Here is a 23,913-nt window from a genome sequence, read left to right as displayed (position 1 = left end):
CGTCAGAGCAGCTTCAGGTCGTGGGCGGTGACCTCGCCCTCGGCGTCGCGCAGCCGGTCGTGCACCGCGACGAGCAGGGTCGTCTCCTGTTCCGACAGCGCGGCCAGCACCGCCTGCTGCGGTCCGCTCAGCTGGTCGACCGGATATCCGGCGTCGCGCAGCACACCCAGGGCGTCATGCATTTCACTCACCCACCAAAGAGAGTTCGGACATCGGGGCGTACGGCGGGGGCCAGACGCCGACCGGCAGCAGCCGGTGCACATAGCAGTACGCGACCAGCTCGGCCCGGTTGCGGCACTTGAACCGCCCGAGCAGGACGCTGATCTCCTCGCCGACGGTGTGCCGGCTCAGGCGCAGCTCGCGGGCGGCCCGGTCGGTGGTGTGCCCGCGCGCGAGCATCGCCAGCAGCTGCAGGTCGCGGGCGGAGATCGGGTCAGCGGGCGGCATCGAAGAGCTCCCGGAGCATCACGGCGGCCAGGAACGTCACGCCGTGCCAGCGGGCGCGGCGCTCGTACCAGAGCCAGTCGCCGTCCGGGTTGGCCTCCAGGAAGACGACCTCGCCGGTGCCGGTGACGAGCAGGTCGAACGCCGCGTAGCGCAGCCCCCACGCGGCGGCCAGGGCCCGGACCACCACCGCGGCGGCGCCCGGGCAGTCCGTGCGGGCCACGCTCACCGACGCGGGGTCGGTCCAGGTCGCAGCCGGGTTCCGCTTGCCGACGTCGAACGCGCACAGCGTGCCGTTCAGGTAGTAGACGCGCAGCTCACGGACGTGCGCGACGTATTCCTGCACGACCACCGGATGCCCGCCGCTGTCCTGCACCGCCGGAGCGTCGAGCACGACGGGTAGGTGGGGGGCCCAGCTACGCGGATCCGGCTCGGCCAGGCGGAAGTCCGGGATCTTGACCATCACCCGGTCCGTGCCCAGCTGCCGGGCCGCGGCGGCGACATCGGTGCTGAGCACCGTACGCGGTACGCGTACCCCGAGCCGTCCCGCCGACCGCACCTGCGCCGTCCCGGCCGGAGCCGTCCCCGGCAGCGTGGTCGTCGCCGCGGCGCACACCTCGCCGAGGAAGTCCGCCCACGCGGAAGCCGCGAGCGCCGACATCGACCCCGCCGGACGGGCATGGGCGACGAGCGTGCCGGGCGCCCGATGCCGCGTCCACACCACCGCCGGGCGCACCCGCCGGTCGCCGTCCGTCAGCGTCCCCGAATCGACGTCGAGAGAAAGGGGGCCGTCGCCCGCGCCGACCGTTATCGCCGGTGTCGAGAATGCTCCGGTCACCATGTCGCGTACCCCGGTCAATTCCGCACCGCCCGCGCCGTCGAACAGCACTACAGCCGGTTCTGCCATTGCCATGGATGAATGCTAAGGACGTGACTGCCCCGCGAATGGCAGATAGGCGGCAGCTTCGCGGCAGTTCGCTGCCGAGAGGTTTTCGGCGCCGTACGGTCCCCTCAACAACGTCGATGGATGGGGGGAGGGATCGTGGCGACCGATGTGGTGAGTGCGGTGGAGCTGACGAAGCGCTACCGCGGCAAGGAGACGCCGGCGGTGGACGGCATCTCGTTCGACATCGCCCGGGGCGAGACCGTCGGGCTGCTCGGGCCCAACGGCGCGGGGAAGACCACGCTGATGAAGCTGATCTGCGGGGTCACCCCGCCGACCAGCGGCGTGATCCAGGTCTTCGGGCTGGACCCCGCGCAGGACCCGGTGCGCGCCAAGTCCGGGATCGGCGCGATGCACCAGTCCGGCCCGTACGACGAGATGCTGTCCGGACTGGACAACCTGAAGATCGCCGCGAAGTTCCGGGGTCTGTCCTGGCAGGCCGTCGAGCCGTGGGCGGCCGAGGTGGCCGGCTATCTCGGGCTGACCGAGGCGCTGCCGCGGCTCGTGTTCCAGCTCTCCGGCGGGCAGCGGCAGCGGTTGCAGCTCGTCCGGGCGCTGCTCACGATCCCGCAGCTGCTGATCCTCGACGAGCCGTCGGCGGGCCTGGACGTCGCCGGGCGGCACCAGGTCGAGCAGTTCGTCCGGTGGCTGCGCGCCGAGCACGGCGTGACGGTGCTCTGGACCAGCCACCACATCGAGGAGATCGAGCGCAACTGCCAGCGCGTCCTGGTCGTCAGCGCGGGCCGGGTGCTGCGCTTCGCCCAGCCGCGTGAGCTGGTCCGCGAGTACGGCGGCAGCCGCCTGGTCGTGACCGTCGACGACCCGATCGCCGCGAAGGTCGTCGCCGAATGGGCCGACGGCGAGGGGCTGGCGGCAACCGTCGACGACACCGAGGTGCAGATCGACGGCGCCGCCGGCCGTGACGTGCTGCCCGGCCTGACCCTGCACTGCCAGGACGCCGGCGTGGCGATCACCGGCTTCACGACCGCCGCCGACTCCCTGGAGCAGGTGTTCCTCCGGATGACAGAGAAGAGTGCCCTGTGACCGAGCTGGTGTTCGAGCACACCCCGCCGGTCGCGCCCGCGCGTGCCGCCGACTTCTCCGCGGTCTTCTACCGGGAGTACGCCCTGCTGGCCCGCAACCGGGTCAACCTCATCTTCGGCCTGACCCCGACCCTGGTGTACCTGCTGCTGGTCAACACCGCGCTCGGCAACGTCGTCGGGGACATCTCCTACAAGGGCACGACCCTGCCGTTCGCGGTCTTCCTGCTGCCGATGGTGCTGGCGATGTCCGTGGTCAGCGCCGCGGGCACCACCGGGATGGCGCTGTTCCAGGAGGAGATGAGCGGCGTCTCCACCCAGCTGTGGTCGTGGCCGCTGCGCCGGTCGCGGTTCCTGCTGGGCAAGCTGCTCGCCGGGGTCACGCTGGTGCTGGCGCAGAGCCTGCTCGCGCTGGTCGTGGCGATGGCGTTGTTCCGCTACCCGTTCCCGCTCGCCAACTGGCTGACGATGCTGGTCGCGCTCGTGCTCGCCGCGGTCGCTTTCAACGGGATCTACCTCGCCGGCGCGATCCTCATCCGCGACTACCGGACGTTCTCCGTGCTCAGCAGCATCTCGGTGCTCGTGCTGGTGTTCACCGCCCCGGCACTGTCCCCGGTGGACCAGCTGCCGGTCGTGCTGCGCTGGATCTCGGTGGTGAACCCGGTGACGTACGCGATCAACGGGATGCGCGACGGCGCCGTGCTCGGGTTCGGCTCCGCGTGGCCCAGCCTGGTCGTGCTCGCCGTCATCGCCGTCGTGGCCAACGCTGTCGCAGCCCGCGCGCTGCTACGGCGTACCGCCAATCTCTGAACGGGGGAGCGACCACATGCAGACCGAGACGGATGAGCGGAAGGTACGGCTGCCCGGCACCGATCGGGCCCGGCCACCGGCGGAGACCCTCGTCATGGCGGAGCGGGCCGCCGGGATCGTCGGCGTCACCCGGGTCGCCGACATCACCCGGCTCGACACGATCGGGATCCCGACGTTCCAGGCGGTCCGACCGCTGTCCGCGACATTGGCCGTGTCCCAGGGCAAGGGGGTGACCCCGGAGCTGGCCCGGCTCTCCGCGGTGATGGAGTCGATCGAGATCTGGCACGCCGAGCAGCCGCTGGGCGCGGACCTGACGGCGAGCCCGCGCGAGGTCGCCGACCGGCTCACCTACGACGTGTACGCCCTGACCCCCAGCGTCCCCAGCGTCCTGCACGACGGACTGCCCCTCGACTGGGTGCCCGCGCGCTCGCTCGACGGTGGCGCGCTGACACTCGTACCCGTCGATGTCGTCGGTCTCTCCCTGCAGCGCCGCGACGGCTGGCACCCACCGGCGTTCCTGTCCTCCACCAACGGCCTGGCCAGCGGCAACACCGTCGTGGAGGCCACCCTGCACGGCCTCTACGAGGTGATCGAACGCGACGCGGTCACGGCCGCCCTCGCCGGTGCCGGTGTCCCCGGCGTCCGGGTCGCACCGCAGAGCCTGGGCTCGGCGGTGGCCGACGGGCTGAGCGCGCTGATCGACCGGGCCGGCGTCACCCTCGAGGTTCGCCTGCTCGCGTCGCCCACCGGCTTGCCGTGTTTCCTCGCGTGGCTGGCCTGCGACGACTACCCGGCCGCCATGTTCGGCTTCGGCTGCCATCTGGACCCGGAGATCGCGCTGACCCGGGCGGTCACCGAGGCGGCGCAGACCCGGCTCAGTTACATCGCCGGTGCCCGCGACGACCTGCACGACGACATCGACGACGCGGGGTCCAGACGCCGCCGTGAACCCGCCGGCACCCCCGCCGACCTGCGTGATCTGCTCGCGCCCCCGGTCCGGCACGAGAGCCTGTCGGAGGATCTCGCCCACGTCACCGCGGTGGCCACCGCCGCGTTCGGTCATGCGCCGCTGGTCGCCGAGCTGACCCGCGCCCAGGTCGGCGTGCCGGTCGTCAAGGTCGTCGCCCCGGGCAGCCGCGTCACCACGGAGGTGCTGTAGTGACTCCCGCAACCGTGGTCGTCTACGCCGGGCCGACCATCTCCGCCACCGACATCCACCGCGTCCTCCCGGCAGCCGAGATCCGGCCCCCGGCGGCCCGCGGCGACCTGCTGGCCCGCGACTGGCAGCCCGGTGACGTGGCCGTGCTGATCGACGGCTACTTCCGGGAACGGCGCTCGGTCGGGCACAAGGAGATCCTGCGCCTGATCGACGCCGGGGTCCGAGTGCTCGGCGCGGCCAGCATGGGTGCGCTGCGGGCCGCGGAGCTGGCACCCTGCGGCATGCACGGCGTCGGCGAGGTCTACGAGATGTACCGCTCGGGGCGCATCGACGGCGACGACGAGGTCGGCATGCTGCACGGCCCGGCCGAGCTGGGCTATCCCGCGCGGACGATTGCCCTGGTCAACCTGCGGTACGGCTGCGACGAGGGCGGGTTCGGCCCGCGGATCGTCGCGGCGGCCAAGGCCATGGCGTTCATGGACCGTACGTGGGACGGGCTCGCCGCCGCGGTCGAGGAGCCGGACCGGGTCGCGCTGCTGTCCCTGGAGCACCGGATCGCCTCCGGGGAGTGGGACCTGAAACGCCGCGACGCCCTTGCGGCACTGCGGGTGGCCGCTGCCCCGGGTGTCGCTCCGGCGGCACGTCAAACGGTGCCGTTCGCGGTGATCGCCGAGCATCAGGCCCTCGACCGGCGTACGCGCCGCGAGTACGCCCCCGGCCGCTGGATGTCCGACCTGGACGTCCTCACCGCCGCGCGGCTCTTCGACGACGACTACCCGGAGGTCCACGAGCGGGTGCTGACCGGGCTGCTCGACGGGTTCGCGGCTGCCGGGGGGACGAGCACGGCGGATTACGCGTACGCGAAGCTCGGTGTGCGGGACCCCCTGCCCGACGCCCTCGCCGGCTGGCTGACCGACGCCGAGATGGCCAGGTTGTCGCCCGCCGGACGGATCACCCGGGTCCTCGTGCGGGTGTGGCCGGTGTGGCACAGCACCGACTGGCGGCCCGCCGTCCTCGAGGCCCTGCGTGACTCGCAGCGCTGGGACGAGTGGTGCGACCTGGTGGCCCGGGCCGACGAGGCCGCCGAGCAGGCCCGGTTCCGGGTGGCCGTTCCGCCGCCCGCGGTGTGCGCACAGCTGTTCCTGCGGCATTGGCGGGGTCCCGGCACGGCACCGAAGGTCGAGATGGCCCGGCGGGGATTCAGTTCTCCCGAGGAGCTGGGCGGCGCGGTGCGGCGCTATTTCGCGTACGACATGAGCCGCAGGGGCACCCGATGACCGCGACCCTGTTCGACCCGGACGTGCGTTCCGATCCGCATCCGATGCTGCGGCAGATGCGCGAGGAAGCACCTGTCCATCGGCACGTGACGCCGGTCAGCGGACGTGTGTTCTGGTACCTCACCCGGTACGCGGACGTGCAGGCCGCCCTGCGCCACCCGGATCTCGGCCGCCAGCTCGACCGGTTGCCGGCCGGGCTCGCCGCCACGCACCGCCGGGCCACCGCCGACCCCCTGGCCATGCTGCGGCGCAACGTCTTCCACCTCGACCCGCCCGACCACACCCGGCTGCGCAGGCTGATCAGCCCCGCGTTCGGTGCCCGCACCGTCGCCGCGATCGACGACCACATCACCCGCATCGTCGGCGAACTGATCGACGACCCTGCTTTCGGTGATGGCGGCGTGGTGGACATCATCGAGGGGCTGGCGTTGCCGTTGCCGGTGCTGGTCGTCGCGGAGCTGCTGGGCTTCCCGATCGAGGACCGGCCGGCGCTGCGCCGGTGGAGCGACGAGATGAGCCGCAGCGAGGACCCGGCCAGGATCCAGCGCGCCGGCCTGGAGTTCGCGAGCCACCTCGCCAGGGTCATCGCCCAGCGCCGGGCCGCCCCCGGCGACGACCTGCTGTCCCAGCTCGCCCTCGCCCCGATCAGCCGCCCCGAGCAGATCGCGGCGGTCTTCCAGCTCCTGCTCGCCGGCGACGAGACCAGCGTGAACCTGATCGGGAACGCGGTGCTGGAACTGCTGCGCCACCGCGACCAACTCGCCCGGCTGCGCGCCGACCCCGCCCTGATCGACTCGTGTGTCGAGGAGGTCATCCGGTTCAACGGGCCGGTCGGGCACACCGGCCTGCTGTACGCGCTGGCCGACGTGGAGATCGGCGGCACGATCGTCCCGCGCGGCGACGCGGTGGTGCCGGTGCTGCTCGCGGCGAACCGGGACCCGGCGGTGTTCGCGGACCCGGACGTGTTCGACATCGGGCGTACCCCGAACCGGCACCTCGGCTTCGGCCACGGCGTCCACTTCTGCCTCGGCGCCGCCCTGGCCCGGATGCAGGCCCGGACGGCGGTCGGCACGCTCGTGCGGCGGTTCCCGGCGCTGCGGCCGGCCGGTGACCTCTCCGCGTTGCGGTGGACGCCGGATCTGTTCCTGCACGGCGTACGCCACCTGCCCGTACATCTGAAGTGAAGGGTCCCGTGCCATGACCTACACGCCGCTGACCCGGATGGCCTTCGGCTACGCCACCTCGCAGATCCTGCACACCGCCGTGCGGCTCGGCGTCCCCGAAGCCCTGGAAGCGGGTCCGCTGCAGGCGGAGAAGCTCGCCGTCGAGACCTCCTGCGACCGGGCAGGACTGGGCCGGCTCCTGCGCGCGCTCACCGTGCTCGGGGTGGTCGAGCAGACCTCCGACGGGTACGCCCTCACCGAACTGGGCCGGCCGCTGTGCCCCGGGCACCCCGGATCGCTGCACGCCGCGCTGCTGCTGCTCGGCGACCCGGCGATGTGGCGGGCCTGGGGGTCGCTGACCGACGCCGTCCGCTCCGGTGGCTCGGCGTTCGAGCACGCCTGCGGGCATCCGCTCTTCGATCATCTCGCCGGCGATCCGGGACTGTCCACGCTGTTCAACACCGCGATGGGCGCCGGGACGGGGGAGGTGGCGGGTGACTTCGTCCGGGCGTACGACGTCCGCGCGGCCCGCACGGTGGTCGACATCGGCGGCGGCAACGGCACCCTGCTCGCCGCCGTGCTCGCCGCGGCCCCGGACGCCCACGGCATCCTGCTCGACAGCGCGGAAGGCGCGGCCCGGGCAGCCCCGACCCTACGGCGCGCCGCACCCCCGAAACGCTGGACGATCGCCCCCGGCGACTTCTTCGACGCCGTCCCCGAGGGCGACCTGATCCTGCTCAAGGGCATCCTGCACGACTGGGACGACCGGCAGTGCGGCACGATCCTGCGCAACTGCCGTCGCGCGATAGCCCCGGACGGCCGCCTGCTCGTGCTCGAACCCGTGGTGCCGCCCGGTGCCGGCCCGGGCGCCGCGGCCGCGGTCATGAGCGACATCGCCATGCTCGTGCTCACCGGCGGCCAGGAACGCACGGTGGCCGAATACCGTGCGCTTCTCGCCGCCTCCGGATTCGCCCTTTCCGCCATTACCGAACCGCTCGGCGCCACTGCTACGCGTATTCTCACCGCCATTCCGTGCTGATTGTCCGACCCCACATTCGTGGGGTTGTGCGCCGGTAATGCGAGCCAGCATTCTTCTCCTATCCCCGCTATTTCCCACAGCGAAAGGAAAAGGCCATGTCCTACAACTCGGTAGAGGCACTGCGTGAAGCCGGCATCATCGGCGGCCAGATGTCGCCGGAGCTCGAGGAGTTCTACGGCAGCCTGACCCAGCAGGAGACCGAGGTCCTCATCTCCACCAAGAGCCGGCTCGTGGCGCTGTTCCCCGACGTCGCGGCGCACTCCCAGGAATGGTCCACCCCCGAGGCGGCAGAGCAGGGTTTCGACGCCGCGATGCTGTGCGCCTGCGCGATCTGGTCGGGGTCCGGCGCGGCCAACTAGCTCCACCCCGTGCGCCGGCGTGGCCAGCGGGCCACGCCGGCGCCGAACCGGCGAAGGAGACATCATGCGCGGGCATCTGGTTCGCAATCGCTCATTGTTCGACGTGCCGAAGGACCTGACGTACTTCGTGCACGGCGAGGACCACCTCGTGATCAACCCGGCGGTCGGCGCCCGCTGCGTCCTGACGCCGGCGGAATTCCGGGTGCTCGAGGCGCTGGCCACCGGGGCGCCGCTGGAGGCCGCGCAGGAGACCGAGAAGGCCCTCGCCAAGTTCATCCTCAGCTGGATCGTCTACTACAACGGGCACCGGCCCACGATCACGGCCAACGAGTCGCCGCTCAACATGGCGTACTACGCGATCACCGACGGGTGCAACCTGCGCTGCCCGTACTGCTATGCCTCCTCGGAGAAGTGCCTGCCGAACGAGCTGACCACCGCCGAGTCCCTCGACCTGGTCACCCAGATCGCCGAGTTCGGCGCGAAGACCATCGTCTTCACCGGCGGTGAACCGATGCTGCGCAAGGACCTCTTCGAGATCGTCGCGCACGCCCGGGCCCAGGGACTGCTGGCCAACGTGATCACCAATGCGACGATGATCCGTACCCCGCAGATCGCGCGGCGCTTCGCCGAGCTGTTCAACTCGGTCACGGTCAGCGTGGACGGCAGCACCGCCGAGACCCATGACAAGACCCGGGGCAAGGGCACGTTCGCCAAGACCCACAAGGCGTTGCGGATGCTCAACGACGCGGGGGTGACACCGCGCATCAACCACATCGTCACCTCCGACAGCATCGGCGAGCTGGAGAAGTTCGCGGAGTTCATCCAGGGCCTGGACGTGCACAGCGTGCGGCTGATGAACCACAACGAGATCGGCCGCGGTGCGAGCGACAACTACGACTTCGGCTGGAACGACCACCTGCGGGTGCAGCAGCTGGTCTGGACCTCACCGATCGCCGGCACGCTGCGCCCGGACGGCCCGCGCCCGGTGAGCCCCTGCTCGGTCAGCGGCAACTGCGGCATGGGCGGCAACGAGATCTACATCAACTCGCTCGGCGACATCTACCCCTGCAAGCTGGTCACCGGCAAGGCCGAGCACGCCGGCAACATCCGCACCCAGCCGCTGGCGGACATCTTCGCCAGCCCGGTGCTCGCGGCGATGCGCAGGAGCACGGTCTTCGGCGGCGAGTTCCACGAGGACTGCGCGAAGTGCTACATCAAGTCGAACTGCGGGGGCGGCTGCCGGGCGACGCACATGTCGCTCTCCGGCGACCTGCGGCGCAACGACCGGCACTTCTGCCGCATCCTGCGCCACGGCGTGGTCACCCAGCTGTGGCAGGAGTCCGGGGTCAGCCGCGCCGAGATCGCCGCGGACGACGAGGCGATGACCGTCCCGCGGATGGTCGGCGGCGGTGCCGTGCACGAGGCGTACGACCAGTGGAAGACCTATGTCCCCAAGCCGCCGCCGGTGATCCGCACCGGCGCGCTGATCCCCATCATGCCGGTACCGAGGAGGTCGGGCAGTGTCCCTGCACATCAGTGAATCCGTCATCTGGAACGAGACGGCCGACGGCGTCTCGCTCTACCACACCGAGACCGGCGATTTCCGTACGTTGAACGCCACCGCCGCCCAGATCTGGGTCCTCCTCGCCGACGGCGGCGACCCGGCATCGGTCGGCTCCCGGCTCGCGCTGCTCTTCGCCGGCGGCAACGCCGCGATCGCCGCCCGCATCCGCACCGAGGTCCAGACCTTCGTTTCCTCGATGCTGACGCAGGGCCTGCTGGAGGAGCAACCCTCATGACCTCGGCGGTCGTGCTCGGGGGCGGGTTCGCCGGGGTGCTGGCGGCCCGGGTGCTCGCGGGTCACGCGGATGCCGTGACCGTGATCGAGAGCGGCCGCTACCCGCAGACCCCGGGAGCGCGGCCCGGGGTGCCGCAGGCCCACCACAACCACGTGCTGGTGACCGGGGGAGCGCGGGCGCTCGACGAGCTGATCCCCGGCACGGTCGCCGCGCTGCTGGCGGCGGGCGCGCACCGACGCGGGCTGACCGGCGACGCCCTCATCCTCAGCGCGGAGGGCTGGTTCCGCCGCCACGAGACCGGCGCGTTCGCGATCTCGTGCAGCCGGTGGCTGCTCGACCACGTCGTCCGCGGCCGGGCCCTGGCGGATCCGCGGGTGACCGTCCGGGAGGGGCACCGGGCGCTGCGCCTCACCACGACCGGGGATCGGGTGACGGGAGTCGTCGTCGCCGGGCCGGACGGGCGGGCCGAGGAGATCCCCGCGGACCTGGTCGTCGACGCGACCGGGCGGCGCTCCCCGGCTCGGCGCTGGCTGCCCGGGGTCGAGGAGAGCGTTGTGGACTGCGGGCTCGCGTACTCCACCCGGGTCTATCAGGCCCCGGCAGGGCTCAGCCGGGGCATGCCCGCGATCATGCTGCACCCCCGGACGACCGCGGGCCGCGAGGGTCACGGCGCGACCCTGTTCCCGATCGAGCGGGGCCGCTGGATCGTCACCCTGACCGGCACGCGGGGCAACATCCCACCCGTGGACGCGGCCGGCTTCGCGGCGTGCCTGGCCGCTCTGGGCTCGCCGATCGTCGCGGACGTACTGGCCGGCGCGCGCCCGATCGGCACTCCACGCCCGTACCGCGCGACCGCCAATCACCGTCGCCACTTCGAACGCCGCCGCACCGGGGGTTTTCTCGTCCTCGGCGACGCGCTGGTGGCCACGAACCCGGTCTACTCGCTCGGCATGTCGGTGGCCGCGCTCAGCGCCCTGCGGCTGGACGGTGCGCTGGCCGAGCACGGCCTGCACGCGGCCCCGGCACTGCAGGAGGCCGTCGCGGCGGAGGCGGACCGGGCCTGGCGGATGGCCGTGGCGAAGGACGACCCGGCCCCCGCCACGGTCCCGGCGCCGCTGCGGGCCCTGATCGGCCGGTCCCTGCTCGGCAGCCCGGCGCTGATCGGCGAGCTCTTCCGCAACCAGACCCTGCTCGACCCGGCCCCCGGTGGCTTCGCGCCGCTCGCAGGAAACCCGCCGCCGCTGCTCAGCACCGGTGACGCGGTGGCACAGTTCCCCCGGCTCGGCGACTGGTACTCAGCAACGCGGAGGGCGACATGACAGTGATCCCGCACGAGGTGCTGTTCGGCAACCCGGCGTACCTGAAACCCGAGGTCTCCCCGGACGGCCGCAGCCTGTTCTTCCTCGCCCCCCACGACGGTGTGATGAACGTCTGGACAGCACCGGTCGGCAACCCCGGCGCGGCGACCCCGGTGACCCACGACCGCGGCCGCGGCATCCGGCTCTTCGGCGTGTGTCACGACGGCCGCACCCTGTTCCACCTGCGCGACCGGGACGGCGACGAGAGCTGGCGGCTTTACCTGGTCGACCTCGCGACCGGCGCGGAACGCTGCGCGACCCCGTTCGACGGCGTCCAGGCCCGCATCCTCACGCACAACCGCCGCCACCCGGGCACGATCCTGCTCGGACTCAACAGCAACAGCCCGAATCTGCACGACGTCTACCGCCTCGACCTGGCCACCGCCGAACTCACCGAGGTGGCGGCGAACCCGGGATACCTGAGCTGGATCATCGACGCCGACCTGAACGTGCGCGGCGGCACCTGCATGCACCCGGACGGCAGCCTGACGATCCACGTCGACGACACCGTCCTCGAGGTGCCCTACGAGGACGTCATGACCACCCGCGTCCTGGGCTTCTCCGCCGACAGCAGCACGTACTACCTGCAGTCGTCTATCGGTGCCAACGCCAGCCGCCTCTTCGCCGTCGACGTGGCCACCGGCACCCACACCCTGCTGGCCGGGCACCCCGTCCACGACATCCGCCAGGTCGAGGTCAACCCGGAGACGGGCGTCCCCCAGGCGGTCATCTTCGCCGGCGACCGCGACGAGCGGGTCTTCCTCGACGACACCTACGCCGAGGACCTCGACCGCATCAGAACAGCACTGCACAACCTCGACGCCGAGGTGTACGCCGACCGCGCCGCCCCCGTCTGGACGATCACCGCCGTGACGGGCGCGGGCCCGCTGCTCTACTACGTCTACGACCCCGCGACCTCGGTCCTGACGTACCTGTTCAACCACCAGCCGGCGCTCGACGCGTACGAGCTCGCGCGGATGGAACCGTTCACGTTCACCGCGCGGGACGGCGTACCCGTGCACGGCTATGTGACCTGGCCCTTGAGCCGCCCCGGCCCGGTGCCCGCGGTCGTCAACGTGCACGGCGGCCCCTGGTCGCGCAACTTCTTCGGCTTCGACGAGGAGGCCCAGCTCCTGGCCAACCGCGGCTACGCCTGCATCCAGGTCAACTATCGCGGCTCCACCGGTTACGGCAAACACTTCCGCAACCTCGGCGCCCGGCAATGGGGCGCCGCCATGCACACCGACCTGCTCGACGCGGTCACCCACCTGACCACGACCGGCGCGATCGACCCGGCCCGGGTGGCGATCATGGGCTGCTCGTACGGCGGCTACGCGGCCCTGGTCGGAGCGGCCTTCACACCTGACGTCTTCGCCTGCGCCATCGACCTGTGCGGCCCGTCGAGCCTGCTGACCATGCTCGCCGCCGGCGCCCCCTACCGAACCCCCGTCACCGCCTTCATGCACGCCCAGGTGGGCGACCCCGCTCTCGACGCGGACATGCTGTGGGCCCGTTCCCCGCTGTCCCGCATCGACGACATCACCATTCCCATCCTGATCGCCCAGGGCGCCAACGACGTCCGCGTCCCCCGCTCCGAAGCGGAACAGATCGTCGAAGCCCTCCGCACCAAGGGCCTGCCCCACGAATACCTGCTCTTCCCCGACGAGGGCCACGGCCTGTCCCGCCCCCACAACCGCCAGACCTACTACACCGCCGTAGAACGCTTCCTCGCCACCCACCTGTCCCCGAAAGGCCCCCCATGCGCTCCTGGAACACCCCCCGCGGTGGGGGAGACGTCGTTTACGGTCTCGGCCTCATCGGCGCCCTGATCCACTACCTCACCGAAGCCAACGCCTTCTGGCCGGCCCTTCTCGGCGTCCTCAAAGCCCTGATCTGGCCCGTCTTCCTGGTCCAGTCGCTGCTCTAAAATGGATCGGTGCCGGGCAGGAAGTACCTACTCTTCGACCACGACGGCTCTTCGACCACGACGGTGTGCTGGTGGACACCGAACTCTGGTATTACCGGGCCGGCGAAAAAGCCCTGGCGGACATCGGCATAACCCTGGACAAGGACCGGTACGTCCGGGACATGAACCGGGGATCGGGCACGTGGGCCCAAGCCAGAGCGGCCGGCGTCGACGACCGGACAATCAGCAGGGCCCGAGCGGTACGCGACGACTATTACCAGCAATACCTGAGAACGGAACCCATCGAGATCGACGGCGTCACCGACGCCCTCGCCGAACTCGCACCCCACGCCCGCATGGCCATCGTCACGACCGCAAAGCGCGCGGACTTCGACCTGATCCACCAGAACCGCCACATCACGCAATTCATGGACTTCATCCTGGTCCGCGAGGACTACAACCACGCCAAACCGCACCCCGAGCCCTACCTGGCCGGCCTGAACCGCTTCGGCGCCACTAGAAAGGAAACCCTGGTCGTAGAGGACTCCTCCCGAGGCCTGAACTCAGCAGTGGCAGCCGGCATCGACTGCGCCATCGTCCACAACGAGTTCACCAGAACACATGACTTCTCCCAGGCCACCCATCGCATCAAAACCTTGCACGACCTGAAAGCCATAATCCTGAAGTAACCTGAAAGCCGCTCGCGCCGGGTGCCCGGAACCGCAGGGCATCGTGAGGCCGGATGCGGCGCGATCAAGACCACCCATGCACAATTCTGCGGCGATTGATGTCAAACGCCGCAAGTTATTGAACCGAACAAAACTCATTCCTCCGCTCGCAGTCACAGCGAGCACCATCGTTGTAACGCTGGGCAACTCAACCTCCACGCGCCCGCCCGACGCCTCCCGCCCGCCCAACCGGAACGTTTCGCCCCACCCGGCCTGCGTCCAGTGCCCACCTGGCCCCCTAGGCTGACGGCATGCGCGTGCTGATCGTGGAAGACGATTCCGACCTTGCCGAAACCGTTCGTGAAGGCCTGCGACTGGAGGCGATCGAGGCCGACATCGCCGGCGACGGCGCCCGCGCCCTGGAACTGCTGAGCGTCAACCTCTACGACCTCGCAGTCCTCGACCGGAACACCCGCGGCACCCGAGGCCCCTCCGGCGACGAGATCGCCCAGCGAATCACCGCCTCCGGCACCGGCATCCCGTACCTCATGCTCACCGACCCGTCCGAACTCGCGGCATCGCCGCTGCCTGCCGCCGATCCGTCCGGGCCTGACGATTCATTGGGGCCTGACGACTCGTCGGGGCCTGACGACTCGTCGGGGCCTGGCGATCCGTCGGTGCCTGCCGGGCGGTCCGGGCTTGCCGCATCGTCCGGGCTTGCCGCATCGTCCGAGCTCGTCAAACCGTTCGACGTCGCCGAGCTCGTGCTGCGGCTGCGGGCACTCGACAGCGAACGCACGCCGGTGCGGCCCCCGGTCCGCGAGACCGCCGGTCTGCGACTGGACCCGTTCCACCGTGAGGCCGTCCGTGACGGGCGCCGTATCGCGCTCACCCGCCGGCAGTTCGCCGTGCTCGAGATCCTCGTCGCCGCCGAAGGGGACGCGGTCCCCGCCGGCGAGCTCCTGGATCGCGCCTGGGGCGCCGACGCCGACCCGCTCGCCAACGCCGTCAAGGTCACCATCTCGGCCCTGCGCAAACGACTCGGCACCCCCTGGCTGATCGCCACGGTGCCCGGCGAGGGCTACCGGATCGACCCCGGCGCCGACTCCACCCGCACCGGCGAGGAGACCACTCCCGGCGCAGACAGCTTGCACACTCCCCAGGAGTAACCGGACGTGGCGGCGGTGTCGTAGCCGATGAGTCGTGCCGTCTGCCCGGGTCGGCGGGTCGGCGGGTCGGCGGGTCGTGCCGCGACCCGGCCCCAAACCCGGCCCTGCCGCGGCCCGGCCCGGCTCAGCCCTGCCGCGACACGAACCCGGCCCGGCCGCGACACGAACCCGGCCCGGCCGCGACACGAACCCGGCCCGGCCGCGACACGAACCCGGCCCGGCCGCGACACGAACCCGGCCCGGTCGCGACACGAACCCGGCCCGGTCGCGACACGAACCCGGCCCGGCCCTGCAGCGGCGCTGCCCCAGCCACGCCTGAAACAAGACGCGTCGCCGCAGGCGACCTAGCCAGGGCAGAGCGCCACAAGAAGTGACCCAGCCTCCTAGGATGACCAAGACCGAGTGGGCCCCGGCTCAACCGAAGAAGCCTCGGGCGCGTATCAATACGGTGTGGAACGAGTGCGGGCATACGCGGGACTGATCTCCGCCCTGGCAGCGGGATCCCTGCTCCTGGCCCTGCCGCCCGCCGCGCAGGGCAAGACCGGCGCCCCGGCGCCCCTGTCCGTAGCCTGGCCGACAGCAAGCAAAGCCGCACTCCCAGCAACCCTGCCGGACAAAACCCCCTACGAACCGACCCTGTTCCTCGACGCGAACACCTCGGTCGGCACCGCACCCACCCCCGACAACAAGTCACTACGCCTCCTGATCCGGACTAAAACCGAGAAAGTCCTCCGCACCCTCCCCAGCACCGCGAACCCGTCATTCCAGAGCGTGACGGTCGCCGGCGGCACCCTCGGCTGGTTCGAGCGCACGGACAAGGGCGGCCTGCAGCTGTGGACGGCCGACCTGAAGACCGGCGCGGTCCGGCAGGTCACCGCGGACACCGGCCTGGCAAGGTTCTACCGCTCCGACAACGACCTGGTCATTGCCGACGGCCGGTTCCGCTGGGTGGCGAGCGGCCCGCGCGACACCACGGAAGTACGGTCGGTCGCGCTTGCGGGAGGGCCCGTGGAGGTGCGCCCGGAGCCCGGTTCGTGGCGGTTCACCGGCTGGCCCTGGTTGGTGGACGGCGCGACCAGCACCACCGGCGCGACCACCCTGCGTAACGTCGTTACGGGGCAGGACGTCAAGGTCAAGACGACGCGCAAAGCGGCAACCGATTGCAGTCCGACGTGGTGTCAGGTGGTGTCGCTGGACGAGGACGGCTTCAGCAGGATCGAGCTGATGCGTCCCGATGGCAGTGCCCGGGTCGACGTCGCGGGGGACACCGCGAATACGGAGATCGTGGACGTCGCGCCGCTGGGGAAGTTCGAGATCTTCGTGCGGATCGATGCGAACTCCGAGCTCACCGGCAATGCCGAGCTGCTGATGTACGAGATCGCGACCCACCGTACGGTGCAGGTGAGCCCGGACGCCGGCCAGATCGCGTACCGAAATGGTGTCCTGTCCTGGTCCACCGGCAACCTGGAGACCTTCGTGCGGCACAGCCTGGACCTGCGCACGATCCATTGAGCTAGAAAAGCGACAGCTGCCCGGGCGTGGGATCCCGCCGCCCGTTCAGGCCGCGCCGGAACACCCACGGCCGCAGGTCGGGGATCGGGTCTTCGTCGCGTTCCTCGCGTTGCGGGGGCAGGCTGCCGGTGAGCGCCCACAGCGACGGCCCGAGGTTGATCCCGCGGGCCCGCAGCGCTACCCGCATCGTGGCGAGATTCAACGGCAACCGCGCCGAGCCAGGATCGGGGACGGGCAGGTCGGTGCGCATCCGCATGAGCCGCTGGTTGCGCTCCACGATGGACCGTACGCCGTCAGCGCCGAGTTGTGCCGTTGCCTTCTCGCCGACGGCCTCGCGGACGAGGTGCTCCTGGCCGGAATCGAGGGCCGCCCACACCGTGTCGATCGAGCCGAACGCCGCGAGCAGGCGTGCCGCGGTGGCCTCGCCGAAGCCGCGTACGCCGTGGAGGTTGTCGGAGGGGTCGCCGCGCAGGGCGGCGTAGTCGCGGTACTGCCAGGACTCGACGCCGCACAGCTCGGTGAGGCCGGTCCGGTCGACGAGGACGGCCTCGTCGAAGCCCCCGTTGCGTACGCGGAGCACGGATGTCGTCTCGTTGATCAACGCGAACGCGTCGCGGTCGCTGGTCATCAGCACCGAGCGCCAGCCGGCGGCGGTGGCGGTCGCGGCGGAGCTGGCGAGGACGTCGTCGGCCTCGTAGGCGGGCGGGACGACGGTGTGGATGCCGGCGGCCCGGAGCAGGTCGGGGGCGCCGAGGATCTGTTCGGCGAGGTCGGCGGCCTTGTCGGGGCGGTGTGCCTTGTACGCGGGGTAGTCGGCCCGGCGCGCCGAGTCGTGGGGGCAGTCGAAGCCCACGATCAGCGCGTCGGGCCGCAGGTAGGCGGCGGCCCTGGCGATGTAGCCGACGAGCCCGCGCAGCGCCCAGATGGGGCGTCCGGCCTGGTCGACCCAGCCGTCCCCGGCCCCGGCGTGGTACGCGCGGTGCAGCAGGCTGTTGCCGTCGAGCACCAGCAGCAGGGGGAGTTCGGGCACCGCAAGAGCCTAGGCCACGAGGCGTTTCAGGGCTTCACCCGCCATGGTGACGGCGCCGGGAACGTACCCGTTGGGGATGAGGTTGAAGGTGAGGCCGTCGACGCCCTGGTCGAGCACGTCGCGCTGGATCTGCTCGGTGACCTGGTCGGGGGTGCCGACGAAGGCGACGGCCTGGCGGGCCTCGGGCAGGCGCAGGAGCAGCTCCTTGGCCTCGCCCTCGGATTCGGCCATGACGACGGTGGCGTGCCAGGTGGTGGGCAGCGTGGCCGGGTCCCTGTCGATCTCCTCGCAGCGCTGCTTGAGCACGGCGATCTTGCGGGCGATGTCCTCGCGGGCGCAGATGATGTTCATGTGGTCGGCGAACCGCGCAGCCAGCCGGAACGTCTTCTGCTCGCCGCTGCCGCCGAGCATGATCGGGATGGTGGGCCGGATCCGCGGGTTGTTCATGGCGTTGCGGCTGGTGTACCACTTACCCTCGAACGTCGGCTGCTCGCCCTTGAGCATCCCGGTGATGATGGTCAGCGACTCCTCGAGCTTCTCGAACCGGTCGGTGAAGCTGCCGAACTCGATGCCGAAGTCGTCGTGCTCGAGCTCGTACCACCCGGCTCCGATGCCGAGGATCGCCCGCCCCTTGGACGCCACGTCGAGAGTGGTGACGGTCTTGGCGAGCACGGCGGGATGACGGTACGTGTTCCCGGTGACCAGCGTCCCGAGCTGCGCCTTCGTGGTGGCGGTGGCGAGCGCGCCGAGCGCGGTGTAGGCCTCGAGCATCGGGTTGTCGGGCGTCCCGATGCCGGGCAGCTGGTAGAAGTGGTCCATCAGCAGCACGGTGTCGACCCCGGCGCCCTCGGCCTCGCGGGCCTGCGCGATCACGGTGTCGAACAGCTCCTCGACGGGCACGCCGGGATAGGTGAAGTTCGGGATCTGGTATCCGAGCCTGATGGTCACAGCGTCCTCCATGGTGACGAGCGTTCATCGGTTAATGTAAGAGCCCCTTCACATCGGGGCAAGCCGGGAGGCGGGCGTGTCGGGCGGCAGGAAATATCATCACGGCGATCTCTGCGCGGCCCTCGTCCGCACCAGCTTCGAGGTCCTCGCGGAGTCGGGTCTGCGTGGCTTCTCGGTCGCCCGGGTCGCCCGCCGTCTCGGCGTCAGTGCCGCGGCGCCCTACCGGCACTTCGCCGGCCGTGACCATCTGCTGGCGGCGGTCTCCGAGCGGGCCGCCCGCGAGCTGACCGCGTGTGTGGAATCCGCCGCGGCCGCCGCGGGCCCGGACCCCGCCGGCCGTTTCGCCGCTGCAGCCGGCGCCTATGTCGCGTTCGTCAGCCGGACGGGCGCGGGCTTCGACGTGATCTTCGCCCCCGGCCTGTCCGAGGTGGACGACGATAACCGGGTCGAGGCCACCCGCGCGCTGATGACCCTGCTGGTCGACCTCGCAGCGGCCACCGCCCCCCGCCCGGCCGCGGAGTCGTTGCGGCTGGTCGAGGAATCGGTGGCCCTGGCGCACGGCTACACGACCCTGCTGCGCGACGGCTTCTTCCACCGGTCGCAGGAGGAACTGGTGTCCCACGTGACCGGCGCGGCCCGCAAGCTCATCGTCCCTACTGACTGACCGTGAAGATGACATGGTTGCCGGTGGGCGCGACGCCCTGGAAGAACGCCACCACATCGGCGAAATTCGACCAGGTGTAATCGAAGTCCTCGTCTCCTAGATAGTCCTGGTAGTCCTCGGCGTCGATCGCGTCGTAGCGGGCCCGCAACTGCTCCCGCGTGATCGGGCCGATCGCGGCGGCGACGTCTCGCACCTGCTCGGGCGTCAGCAGACTGACGATGTATTCCTCGCCGTCGTAGAACTGCTCCCCGCCGAGGATGGCCCCGTTGAGCGGATACTCCCCGTTGTCGAACCCGAGCTCCCCGTCGGTCAGGCAGCGGTGGATCGCCTCCCACGCCTTGTCGGTGTCGACCTTCCCGAGATGGTTGTCACCCTCCTCGATCTCCTCGATCAGCTCGGCGACCCGCTCGTCGTCGCCGTCCGCGGCACGCAGCCGCCCGGTCATCGTCTCGTCGATGGCGAAATGCACCCCAAGGCTCACCCCCACATCGTGGCGCAGGGGTACGACAGTTTTCGGGCGCGACTCGCGCGGGGCTTGTCAGGTGCGGATTCGGTGGAAAGATGGGCTCGCGACCAGGGATCTGCTCATCGGGAGGCCGGATGACCACCAAAACCGTGCTGCACAACTTCGTCGGGGGGCAGGCCGTGGCGCCCGTCGAGGGGCGTTACGCCGACCTCGTGGACCCCTCGACGGGGGAGGTGTTCGCCAGTGCACCCGTCTCCGGCAACGAGGACGTCGACCGGGCGATGAAGGCCGCAGCCACCGCGTTCGAGACCTGGCGGGACACGACGCCGGCAGAGCGGCAGCTGGCCCTGCTCAAGTTCGCCGACGCGATCGAGGCGCGGGCAGGGGAGCTGGTCGCCGCCGAGTCGCAGAACACCGGTAAGCCGCTCGGGCTGACCGCGAGCGAGGAGCTGCCGCCGGCGATCGACCAGATCCGGTTCTTCGCCGGGGCGGCGCGCCTGCTCGAAGGGCGTTCGGCGGGGCAGTATCTGGCCGGCTACGAGAGCTATGTGCGCCGGGAGCCGGTCGGAGTCTGCGCGCAGGTCACGCCCTGGAACTATCCGCTGATGATGGCGGTGTGGAAGATCGCGCCGGCGCTCGCGGCCGGTAACACCGTGGTGCTGAAGCCGTCGGACACCACGCCGGTGACGTCGGTGCTGCTGGCGGAGATCGCCGCGGAGTTCTTCCCGGCGGGGGTTTTCAACGTGGTCACCGGTGACCGGGACACCGGGCGGGCGCTGGTCGAGCACCGCACGCCGCAGATGGTGTCGATCACCGGGTCGGTGCGCGCAGGGATGGAGGTGGCGGGTTCCGCCGCCGCCGATCTGAAGCGTACGCATCTCGAGCTGGGCGGTAAGGCGCCCGTGGTGGTCTTCGACGACGCCGACGTGGCGGCCGCGGCAGCCGGGATCGCCGAGGCGGGCTATTTCAACGCGGGCCAGGACTGCACCGCGGCGACGCGGGTGCTCGCGGGGCCCGGTGTCTACGAGGACTTCGTGGCGGCGCTCGCCGAGCAGGCCAGGGGCACCCGCACCGGCGCACCCGGCGACGAGGACGTGCTCTACGGGCCGTTGAACAACGCGCGGCAGCTGGAGCGGGTCAGCGGGTTCCTCGACCGGCTGCCGGGGCACGCCACGGTGGAGGCCGGGGGTGCGCGGCAGGGGGAGCGGGGCTACTTCTACACGCCGACCGTGGTGGCCGGGCTGCGCCAGGGTGACGAGCTGGTGCAGGACGAGGTGTTCGGGCCGGTCATCACCGTGCAGCGGTTCACCGACGAGGACGAGGCCGTGGCCTGGGCCAACGGCGTCGAGTACGGCCTGGCGTCCAGCGTGTGGACCAAGGATCACGGGCGGGCCATGCGGATGACGCGGCGCCTCGACTTCGGCTGCGTCTGGGTCAACTGTCACATCCCGCTGGTCGCGGAGATGCCGCACGGCGGGTTCAAGCACTCCGGGCACGGCAAGGACCTCTCCGTGTACGGGCTGGAGGACTACACCCGCATCAAGCACGTCATGCACTACACGGGAGAGTGAGCATGCCGTCGTCCGAAGAAGTCCACAAACGCCGGTCGGCGGCCGTCGCGCGCGGTGTCAGCTCGGTGATCAGCAGTTATGTGAGCGACGCCGGGGGTGGCACGCTCACCGACGTCGACGGCCGGGAGTGGATCGACTTCGCGTCCGGGATCGCCGTCACGAACGTCGGCAACAGCGCGCCCCGGGTCGTCGAGGCGGTCCGGGCGCAGGTGGAGCGGTTCACCCACACCTGTTTCATGGTCGCGCCGTACGAGTCGTACGTCGCGGTGTGCGAGCAGTTGATCGAGTTGACGCCGGGCTCGTTCGAGAAGCGGGCCGCGCTGTTCAACTCCGGGGCGGAGGCGGTGGAGAACGCCGTCAAGATCGCGCGGCATGCGACCGGGCGGCCGGCGGTGATCGTGTTCGACCACGCTTACCACGGGCGGACGAACCTCACGATGGCGCTGACGGCGAAGTCGATGCCGTACAAGCACCGGTTCGGGCCGTTCGCGCCGGAGATCTACCGGGTGCCGATGTCGTACCCGCTGCGGGACGGCGGGCTGAGCGGGCCCGAGGCGGCGCTCCGGGCCATCGACACGATCGAGGAGCAGGTCGGCGGCGCGAACGTCGCGGTCGTGGTGATCGAGCCGATCCAGGGCGAGGGCGGTTTCGTCGTCCCGGCGCCCGGGTTCCTCCCGGCGATCGCGGCCTGGGCAAAAGGCGCCGGCGCGGTGTTCGTCGCCGATGAGATCCAGACCGGTTTCTGCCGTACGGGGTCCTGGTTCGCCTCCGAGCACGAGAGCGTGGAGCCCGACCTGGTGACCACAGCCAAGGGCATGGGCGGTGGCCTGCCGATCGCGGGCGTGGTCGGGCGCGCGGAGCTGATGGACGCCGTGCACGCCGGTGGCCTCGGCGGCACGTACGGCGGCAACCCGATCGCGTGCGCGGCGGCGCTCGCGGCCATCGAGACGATGCGCGAGCTGGACCTGAACGCGGCGGCGCGCGGCATCGAGGCGCGGATGCTGCCGGCGCTTGAGCGGATCGCCCCGGAAGGTGCCGAGGTCCGGGGGCGCGGGGCGATGCTCGCCGTCGAGCTGGTCAAGCCGGGCACGATCGAGCCGGACTCCGTGCGTACGGTGCGCATTGCGAAGGCCTGTCACGACGCGGGCCTGCTCGTGCTGACGTGCGGGACGTACGGCAATGTCCTGCGTTTTCTCCCGCCCCTGGTCATCGGGGAGCGGGAGCTGGACCGCGGCCTGGAGATCCTGGCAGGTGCCCTACTGCACGCGTAGCGCCCAGGGCGATCCGTAGGCCGTGAGCAGGTCGAGGAAGGGCACGGCGTCGAACGCCTCCGGGCCGAGGACGCCGCTGCCCGACCACGTGCCGGCGGCGAGCAGTTCCAGCGCGACCACCGGGTTCACCGCGGTCTGCCACACCACGGCCTGCGACCCGTACTCGCTCATCGACCACTGGTTGTCGACCACGTGGTAGAGGTAGACGGTGCTCGGCCGGCCCTGCTTGTCGAGCCCGGACACCAGCGTGCCCGCGCACGTCGCACCCGTCATCCGCGCGCCGAGCGTCGCCGGGTCGGGCAGCACCGCGGCCACCACGTCACGCGGAGACACCGGCACCCCGCCGACCAGCACCGGGGCGGTCCGGTCGAGGCCGAGCTTGTGCAGCGTCCGCAGTACGTCGATGAACTCCTTGCCCAGCCCGTACTTGAACGTGACCCGCCGTGCCCCCACCCAGCGGGGGATGAGCAGCACCTCCTCGTGCTCGACGTGCACGCACTCGACCGGCCCGATCCCGCCGGGGAAGTCGAACAGCTCCGGCTCGCTGAGCGCCTCGACCGTGAACCAGCCCCGGTCCCGCTCGTAGACGACCGGCGGGTTCAGGCACTCCTCGATGGTGGTCCAGATGGAGAACGACGGCGCGAAGTCGTACCCCTCGACGACCAGGTTGCCGCCGTCGCGGATGCCGATCTCGTCGATCTCGGAGAACAGGTGGTCGGCGGCGTAGCGGGCGAAGACGTCGGACAGGCCCGGCTCGACCCCCATCCCGACCAGCGCGAGCCGGCCCGCCCCCGTCCACTGCGCCTCGGCGGCGAACTGAGTGTCCCCGAGGCGCACCCCGGTCGCGGCGTCCGACAACGACATCGCCATGTCCAGATAGTCGGCGCCGGCGGCCAGGGCGCCCTCGAAGACCGGCATGACGAACCGCGGGTCGACGGCGTTCAGCACGTGCGTGATCGCGTGCGCGCGGCACAGCGAGGCGACCGCCCCGGCGTCGGACGCGTCGACCTGCGCGGCGGTGAACCGGTCATCGAGCCCGGCGACCGCCCGCTCGGCGCGCGCGGGGTCGTAGTCGGCCACCACGTAGCGGTCGAAGAAGCCGCGCCGGGCCGCGATGAGCGCCGCGGCACTGCCGACACCGCCGGCACCGATGGAGAGGATCCGCATGCGCCATCCTAGATCGAAGAACCGAAACATTGTTCTGCGAGCGTTGTGGCGACGGAAACACTTGTCAAGAGGCCGGAAAGCTGCGATAAACGTAGATGCCCGTGGTTGACGACTTGTCCGCGGGACACGCCGGGACAGGTGGAACAATCC

At 70.9% G+C, this 23,913-nt stretch carries 24 protein-coding genes; 17 read left to right on the top strand and 7 right to left on the bottom strand.

The features are described from left to right. Nucleotides 1–2 precede the first annotated feature (2 nt). The 3 genes from Aco04nite_RS18160 to Aco04nite_RS18150 are packed head-to-tail and all read right to left on the bottom strand — an operon-like array spanning nucleotide 3 to nucleotide 1,357. Nucleotides 3–182, bottom strand: a complete 180-nt coding sequence (locus Aco04nite_RS18160) for an aroma-sacti cluster domain-containing protein (RefSeq protein WP_212998407.1) — start codon at nucleotides 180–182, stop codon at nucleotides 3–5. 1 nt (nucleotide 183) lies between these two features. Beyond that, entirely contained in the window at nucleotides 184–447 is a 264-nt protein-coding gene (locus Aco04nite_RS18155; RefSeq protein WP_212998406.1) for a response regulator transcription factor, read from the bottom strand. Then, entirely contained in the window at nucleotides 434–1,357 is a 924-nt protein-coding gene (locus Aco04nite_RS18150; RefSeq protein ID WP_212998405.1) for an MvdC/MvdD family ATP grasp protein, read from the bottom strand. The genes Aco04nite_RS18155 and Aco04nite_RS18150 overlap by 14 nt, the downstream gene beginning before the upstream one ends. A gap of 129 nt (nucleotides 1,358–1,486) precedes the next feature. On the opposite strand from Aco04nite_RS18150, the gene Aco04nite_RS18145 reads away from it, so the two are divergent. From Aco04nite_RS18145 to Aco04nite_RS18075, 14 genes are all read left to right on the top strand, one after another. Next, a complete protein-coding gene (locus tag Aco04nite_RS18145; RefSeq protein ID WP_212998404.1) occupies nucleotides 1,487–2,431 on the top strand; it encodes an ABC transporter ATP-binding protein in 945 nt (314 codons plus the stop codon). Continuing rightward, nucleotides 2,428–3,237, top strand: a complete 810-nt coding sequence (locus Aco04nite_RS18140; RefSeq protein WP_212998403.1) for an ABC transporter permease — start codon at nucleotides 2,428–2,430, stop codon at nucleotides 3,235–3,237. The genes Aco04nite_RS18145 and Aco04nite_RS18140 overlap by 4 nt, the downstream gene beginning before the upstream one ends. A gap of 16 nt (nucleotides 3,238–3,253) precedes the next feature. Beyond that, nucleotides 3,254–4,396, top strand: a complete 1,143-nt coding sequence (locus tag Aco04nite_RS18135) for a YcaO-like family protein (protein WP_212998402.1) — start codon at nucleotides 3,254–3,256, stop codon at nucleotides 4,394–4,396. Beyond that, a complete protein-coding gene (locus tag Aco04nite_RS18130) occupies nucleotides 4,396–5,673 on the top strand; it encodes a TfuA-like protein (RefSeq protein WP_212998401.1) in 1,278 nt (425 codons plus the stop codon). Before Aco04nite_RS18135 ends, Aco04nite_RS18130 begins: the two co-directional genes overlap by 1 nt. Further along, nucleotides 5,670–6,857, top strand: a complete 1,188-nt coding sequence (locus tag Aco04nite_RS18125; RefSeq protein ID WP_212998400.1) for a cytochrome P450 family protein — start codon at nucleotides 5,670–5,672, stop codon at nucleotides 6,855–6,857. The genes Aco04nite_RS18130 and Aco04nite_RS18125 overlap by 4 nt, the downstream gene beginning before the upstream one ends. A gap of 13 nt (nucleotides 6,858–6,870) precedes the next feature. Beyond that, nucleotides 6,871–7,875, top strand: coding sequence for a methyltransferase (locus tag Aco04nite_RS18120; protein WP_212998399.1), 1,005 nt, complete (start codon nucleotides 6,871–6,873; stop codon nucleotides 7,873–7,875). Nucleotides 7,876–7,970: 95 nt separating this feature from the next. Next, nucleotides 7,971–8,234: a StsA-related sactipeptide RiPP gene (locus tag Aco04nite_RS18115; protein ID WP_203835977.1), complete on the top strand. Its 264-nt coding sequence runs from the start codon at nucleotides 7,971–7,973 to the stop codon at nucleotides 8,232–8,234. Nucleotides 8,235–8,298: 64 nt separating this feature from the next. Further along, entirely contained in the window at nucleotides 8,299–9,774 is a 1,476-nt protein-coding gene (stsB, locus tag Aco04nite_RS18110) for a StsB family radical SAM/SPASM domain sactipeptide maturase (protein ID WP_212998398.1), read from the top strand. Beyond that, nucleotides 9,755–10,033 carry a PqqD family protein gene (locus Aco04nite_RS18105; RefSeq protein ID WP_212998397.1) on the top strand — a complete coding sequence of 93 codons (279 nt, stop codon included), beginning with the start codon at nucleotides 9,755–9,757 and terminating at the stop codon, nucleotides 10,031–10,033. The genes stsB and Aco04nite_RS18105 overlap by 20 nt, the downstream gene beginning before the upstream one ends. Beyond that, nucleotides 10,030–11,352 carry an NAD(P)/FAD-dependent oxidoreductase gene (locus tag Aco04nite_RS18100; protein WP_212998396.1) on the top strand — a complete coding sequence of 441 codons (1,323 nt, stop codon included), beginning with the start codon at nucleotides 10,030–10,032 and terminating at the stop codon, nucleotides 11,350–11,352. Before Aco04nite_RS18105 ends, Aco04nite_RS18100 begins: the two co-directional genes overlap by 4 nt. Beyond that, nucleotides 11,349–13,220 carry a S9 family peptidase gene (locus tag Aco04nite_RS18095; RefSeq protein WP_212998395.1) on the top strand — a complete coding sequence of 624 codons (1,872 nt, stop codon included), beginning with the start codon at nucleotides 11,349–11,351 and terminating at the stop codon, nucleotides 13,218–13,220. The genes Aco04nite_RS18100 and Aco04nite_RS18095 overlap by 4 nt, the downstream gene beginning before the upstream one ends. A gap of 103 nt (nucleotides 13,221–13,323) precedes the next feature. Beyond that, entirely contained in the window at nucleotides 13,324–13,986 is a 663-nt protein-coding gene (locus Aco04nite_RS18090; protein ID WP_212998577.1) for an HAD family hydrolase, read from the top strand. Between the two features lie 290 nt (nucleotides 13,987–14,276). Beyond that, a complete protein-coding gene (locus Aco04nite_RS18080) occupies nucleotides 14,277–15,134 on the top strand; it encodes a response regulator transcription factor (RefSeq protein ID WP_244876081.1) in 858 nt (285 codons plus the stop codon). 450 nt (nucleotides 15,135–15,584) lie between these two features. Beyond that, nucleotides 15,585–16,646 (top strand): hypothetical protein, encoded by a 1,062-nt coding sequence (locus Aco04nite_RS18075; RefSeq protein WP_212998394.1) that lies wholly within the window; start codon nucleotides 15,585–15,587, stop codon nucleotides 16,644–16,646. Nucleotide 16,647: 1 nt separating this feature from the next. On the opposite strand, the gene Aco04nite_RS18070 is transcribed toward Aco04nite_RS18075, so the two are convergent. Then, complete coding sequence (locus Aco04nite_RS18070) at nucleotides 16,648–17,676, bottom strand: 5'-3' exonuclease (RefSeq protein WP_212998393.1); 1,029 nt, start codon at nucleotides 17,674–17,676, stop codon at nucleotides 16,648–16,650. Between the two features lie 9 nt (nucleotides 17,677–17,685). Continuing rightward, entirely contained in the window at nucleotides 17,686–18,624 is a 939-nt protein-coding gene (locus Aco04nite_RS18065; protein WP_212998392.1) for an LLM class F420-dependent oxidoreductase, read from the bottom strand. A 76-nt stretch (nucleotides 18,625–18,700) separates the two neighbouring features. On the opposite strand from Aco04nite_RS18065, the gene Aco04nite_RS18060 reads away from it, so the two are divergent. Further along, complete coding sequence (locus Aco04nite_RS18060; protein WP_212998391.1) at nucleotides 18,701–19,288, top strand: TetR/AcrR family transcriptional regulator; 588 nt, start codon at nucleotides 18,701–18,703, stop codon at nucleotides 19,286–19,288. On the opposite strand, the gene Aco04nite_RS18055 is transcribed toward Aco04nite_RS18060, so the two are convergent. After that, complete coding sequence (locus tag Aco04nite_RS18055) at nucleotides 19,278–19,769, bottom strand: YfbM family protein (protein WP_212998390.1); 492 nt, start codon at nucleotides 19,767–19,769, stop codon at nucleotides 19,278–19,280. The two genes, Aco04nite_RS18060 and Aco04nite_RS18055, sit on opposite strands and share 11 nt — an antisense overlap. Nucleotides 19,770–19,888: 119 nt before the next feature. On the opposite strand from Aco04nite_RS18055, the gene Aco04nite_RS18050 reads away from it, so the two are divergent. Together Aco04nite_RS18050 and gabT are read left to right on the top strand one after the other, a co-directional pair. Then, a complete protein-coding gene (locus tag Aco04nite_RS18050) occupies nucleotides 19,889–21,325 on the top strand; it encodes a gamma-aminobutyraldehyde dehydrogenase (protein ID WP_212998389.1) in 1,437 nt (478 codons plus the stop codon). Nucleotides 21,326–21,327: 2 nt separating this feature from the next. Further along, complete coding sequence (gene gabT / locus Aco04nite_RS18045; protein WP_212998388.1) at nucleotides 21,328–22,596, top strand: 4-aminobutyrate--2-oxoglutarate transaminase; 1,269 nt, start codon at nucleotides 21,328–21,330, stop codon at nucleotides 22,594–22,596. On the opposite strand, the gene Aco04nite_RS18040 is transcribed toward gabT, so the two are convergent. Beyond that, complete coding sequence (locus Aco04nite_RS18040; RefSeq protein ID WP_212998387.1) at nucleotides 22,582–23,763, bottom strand: saccharopine dehydrogenase family protein; 1,182 nt, start codon at nucleotides 23,761–23,763, stop codon at nucleotides 22,582–22,584. The two genes, gabT and Aco04nite_RS18040, sit on opposite strands and share 15 nt — an antisense overlap. Between the last annotated feature and the right edge of the window lie 150 nt (nucleotides 23,764–23,913).

It is taken from the genome of Winogradskya consettensis, assembly GCF_018332715.1.
GTDB lineage: Bacteria > Actinomycetota > Actinomycetes > Mycobacteriales > Micromonosporaceae > Actinoplanes > Actinoplanes consettensis.
This window is presented reverse-complemented; position numbering and strand designations above follow the sequence as displayed.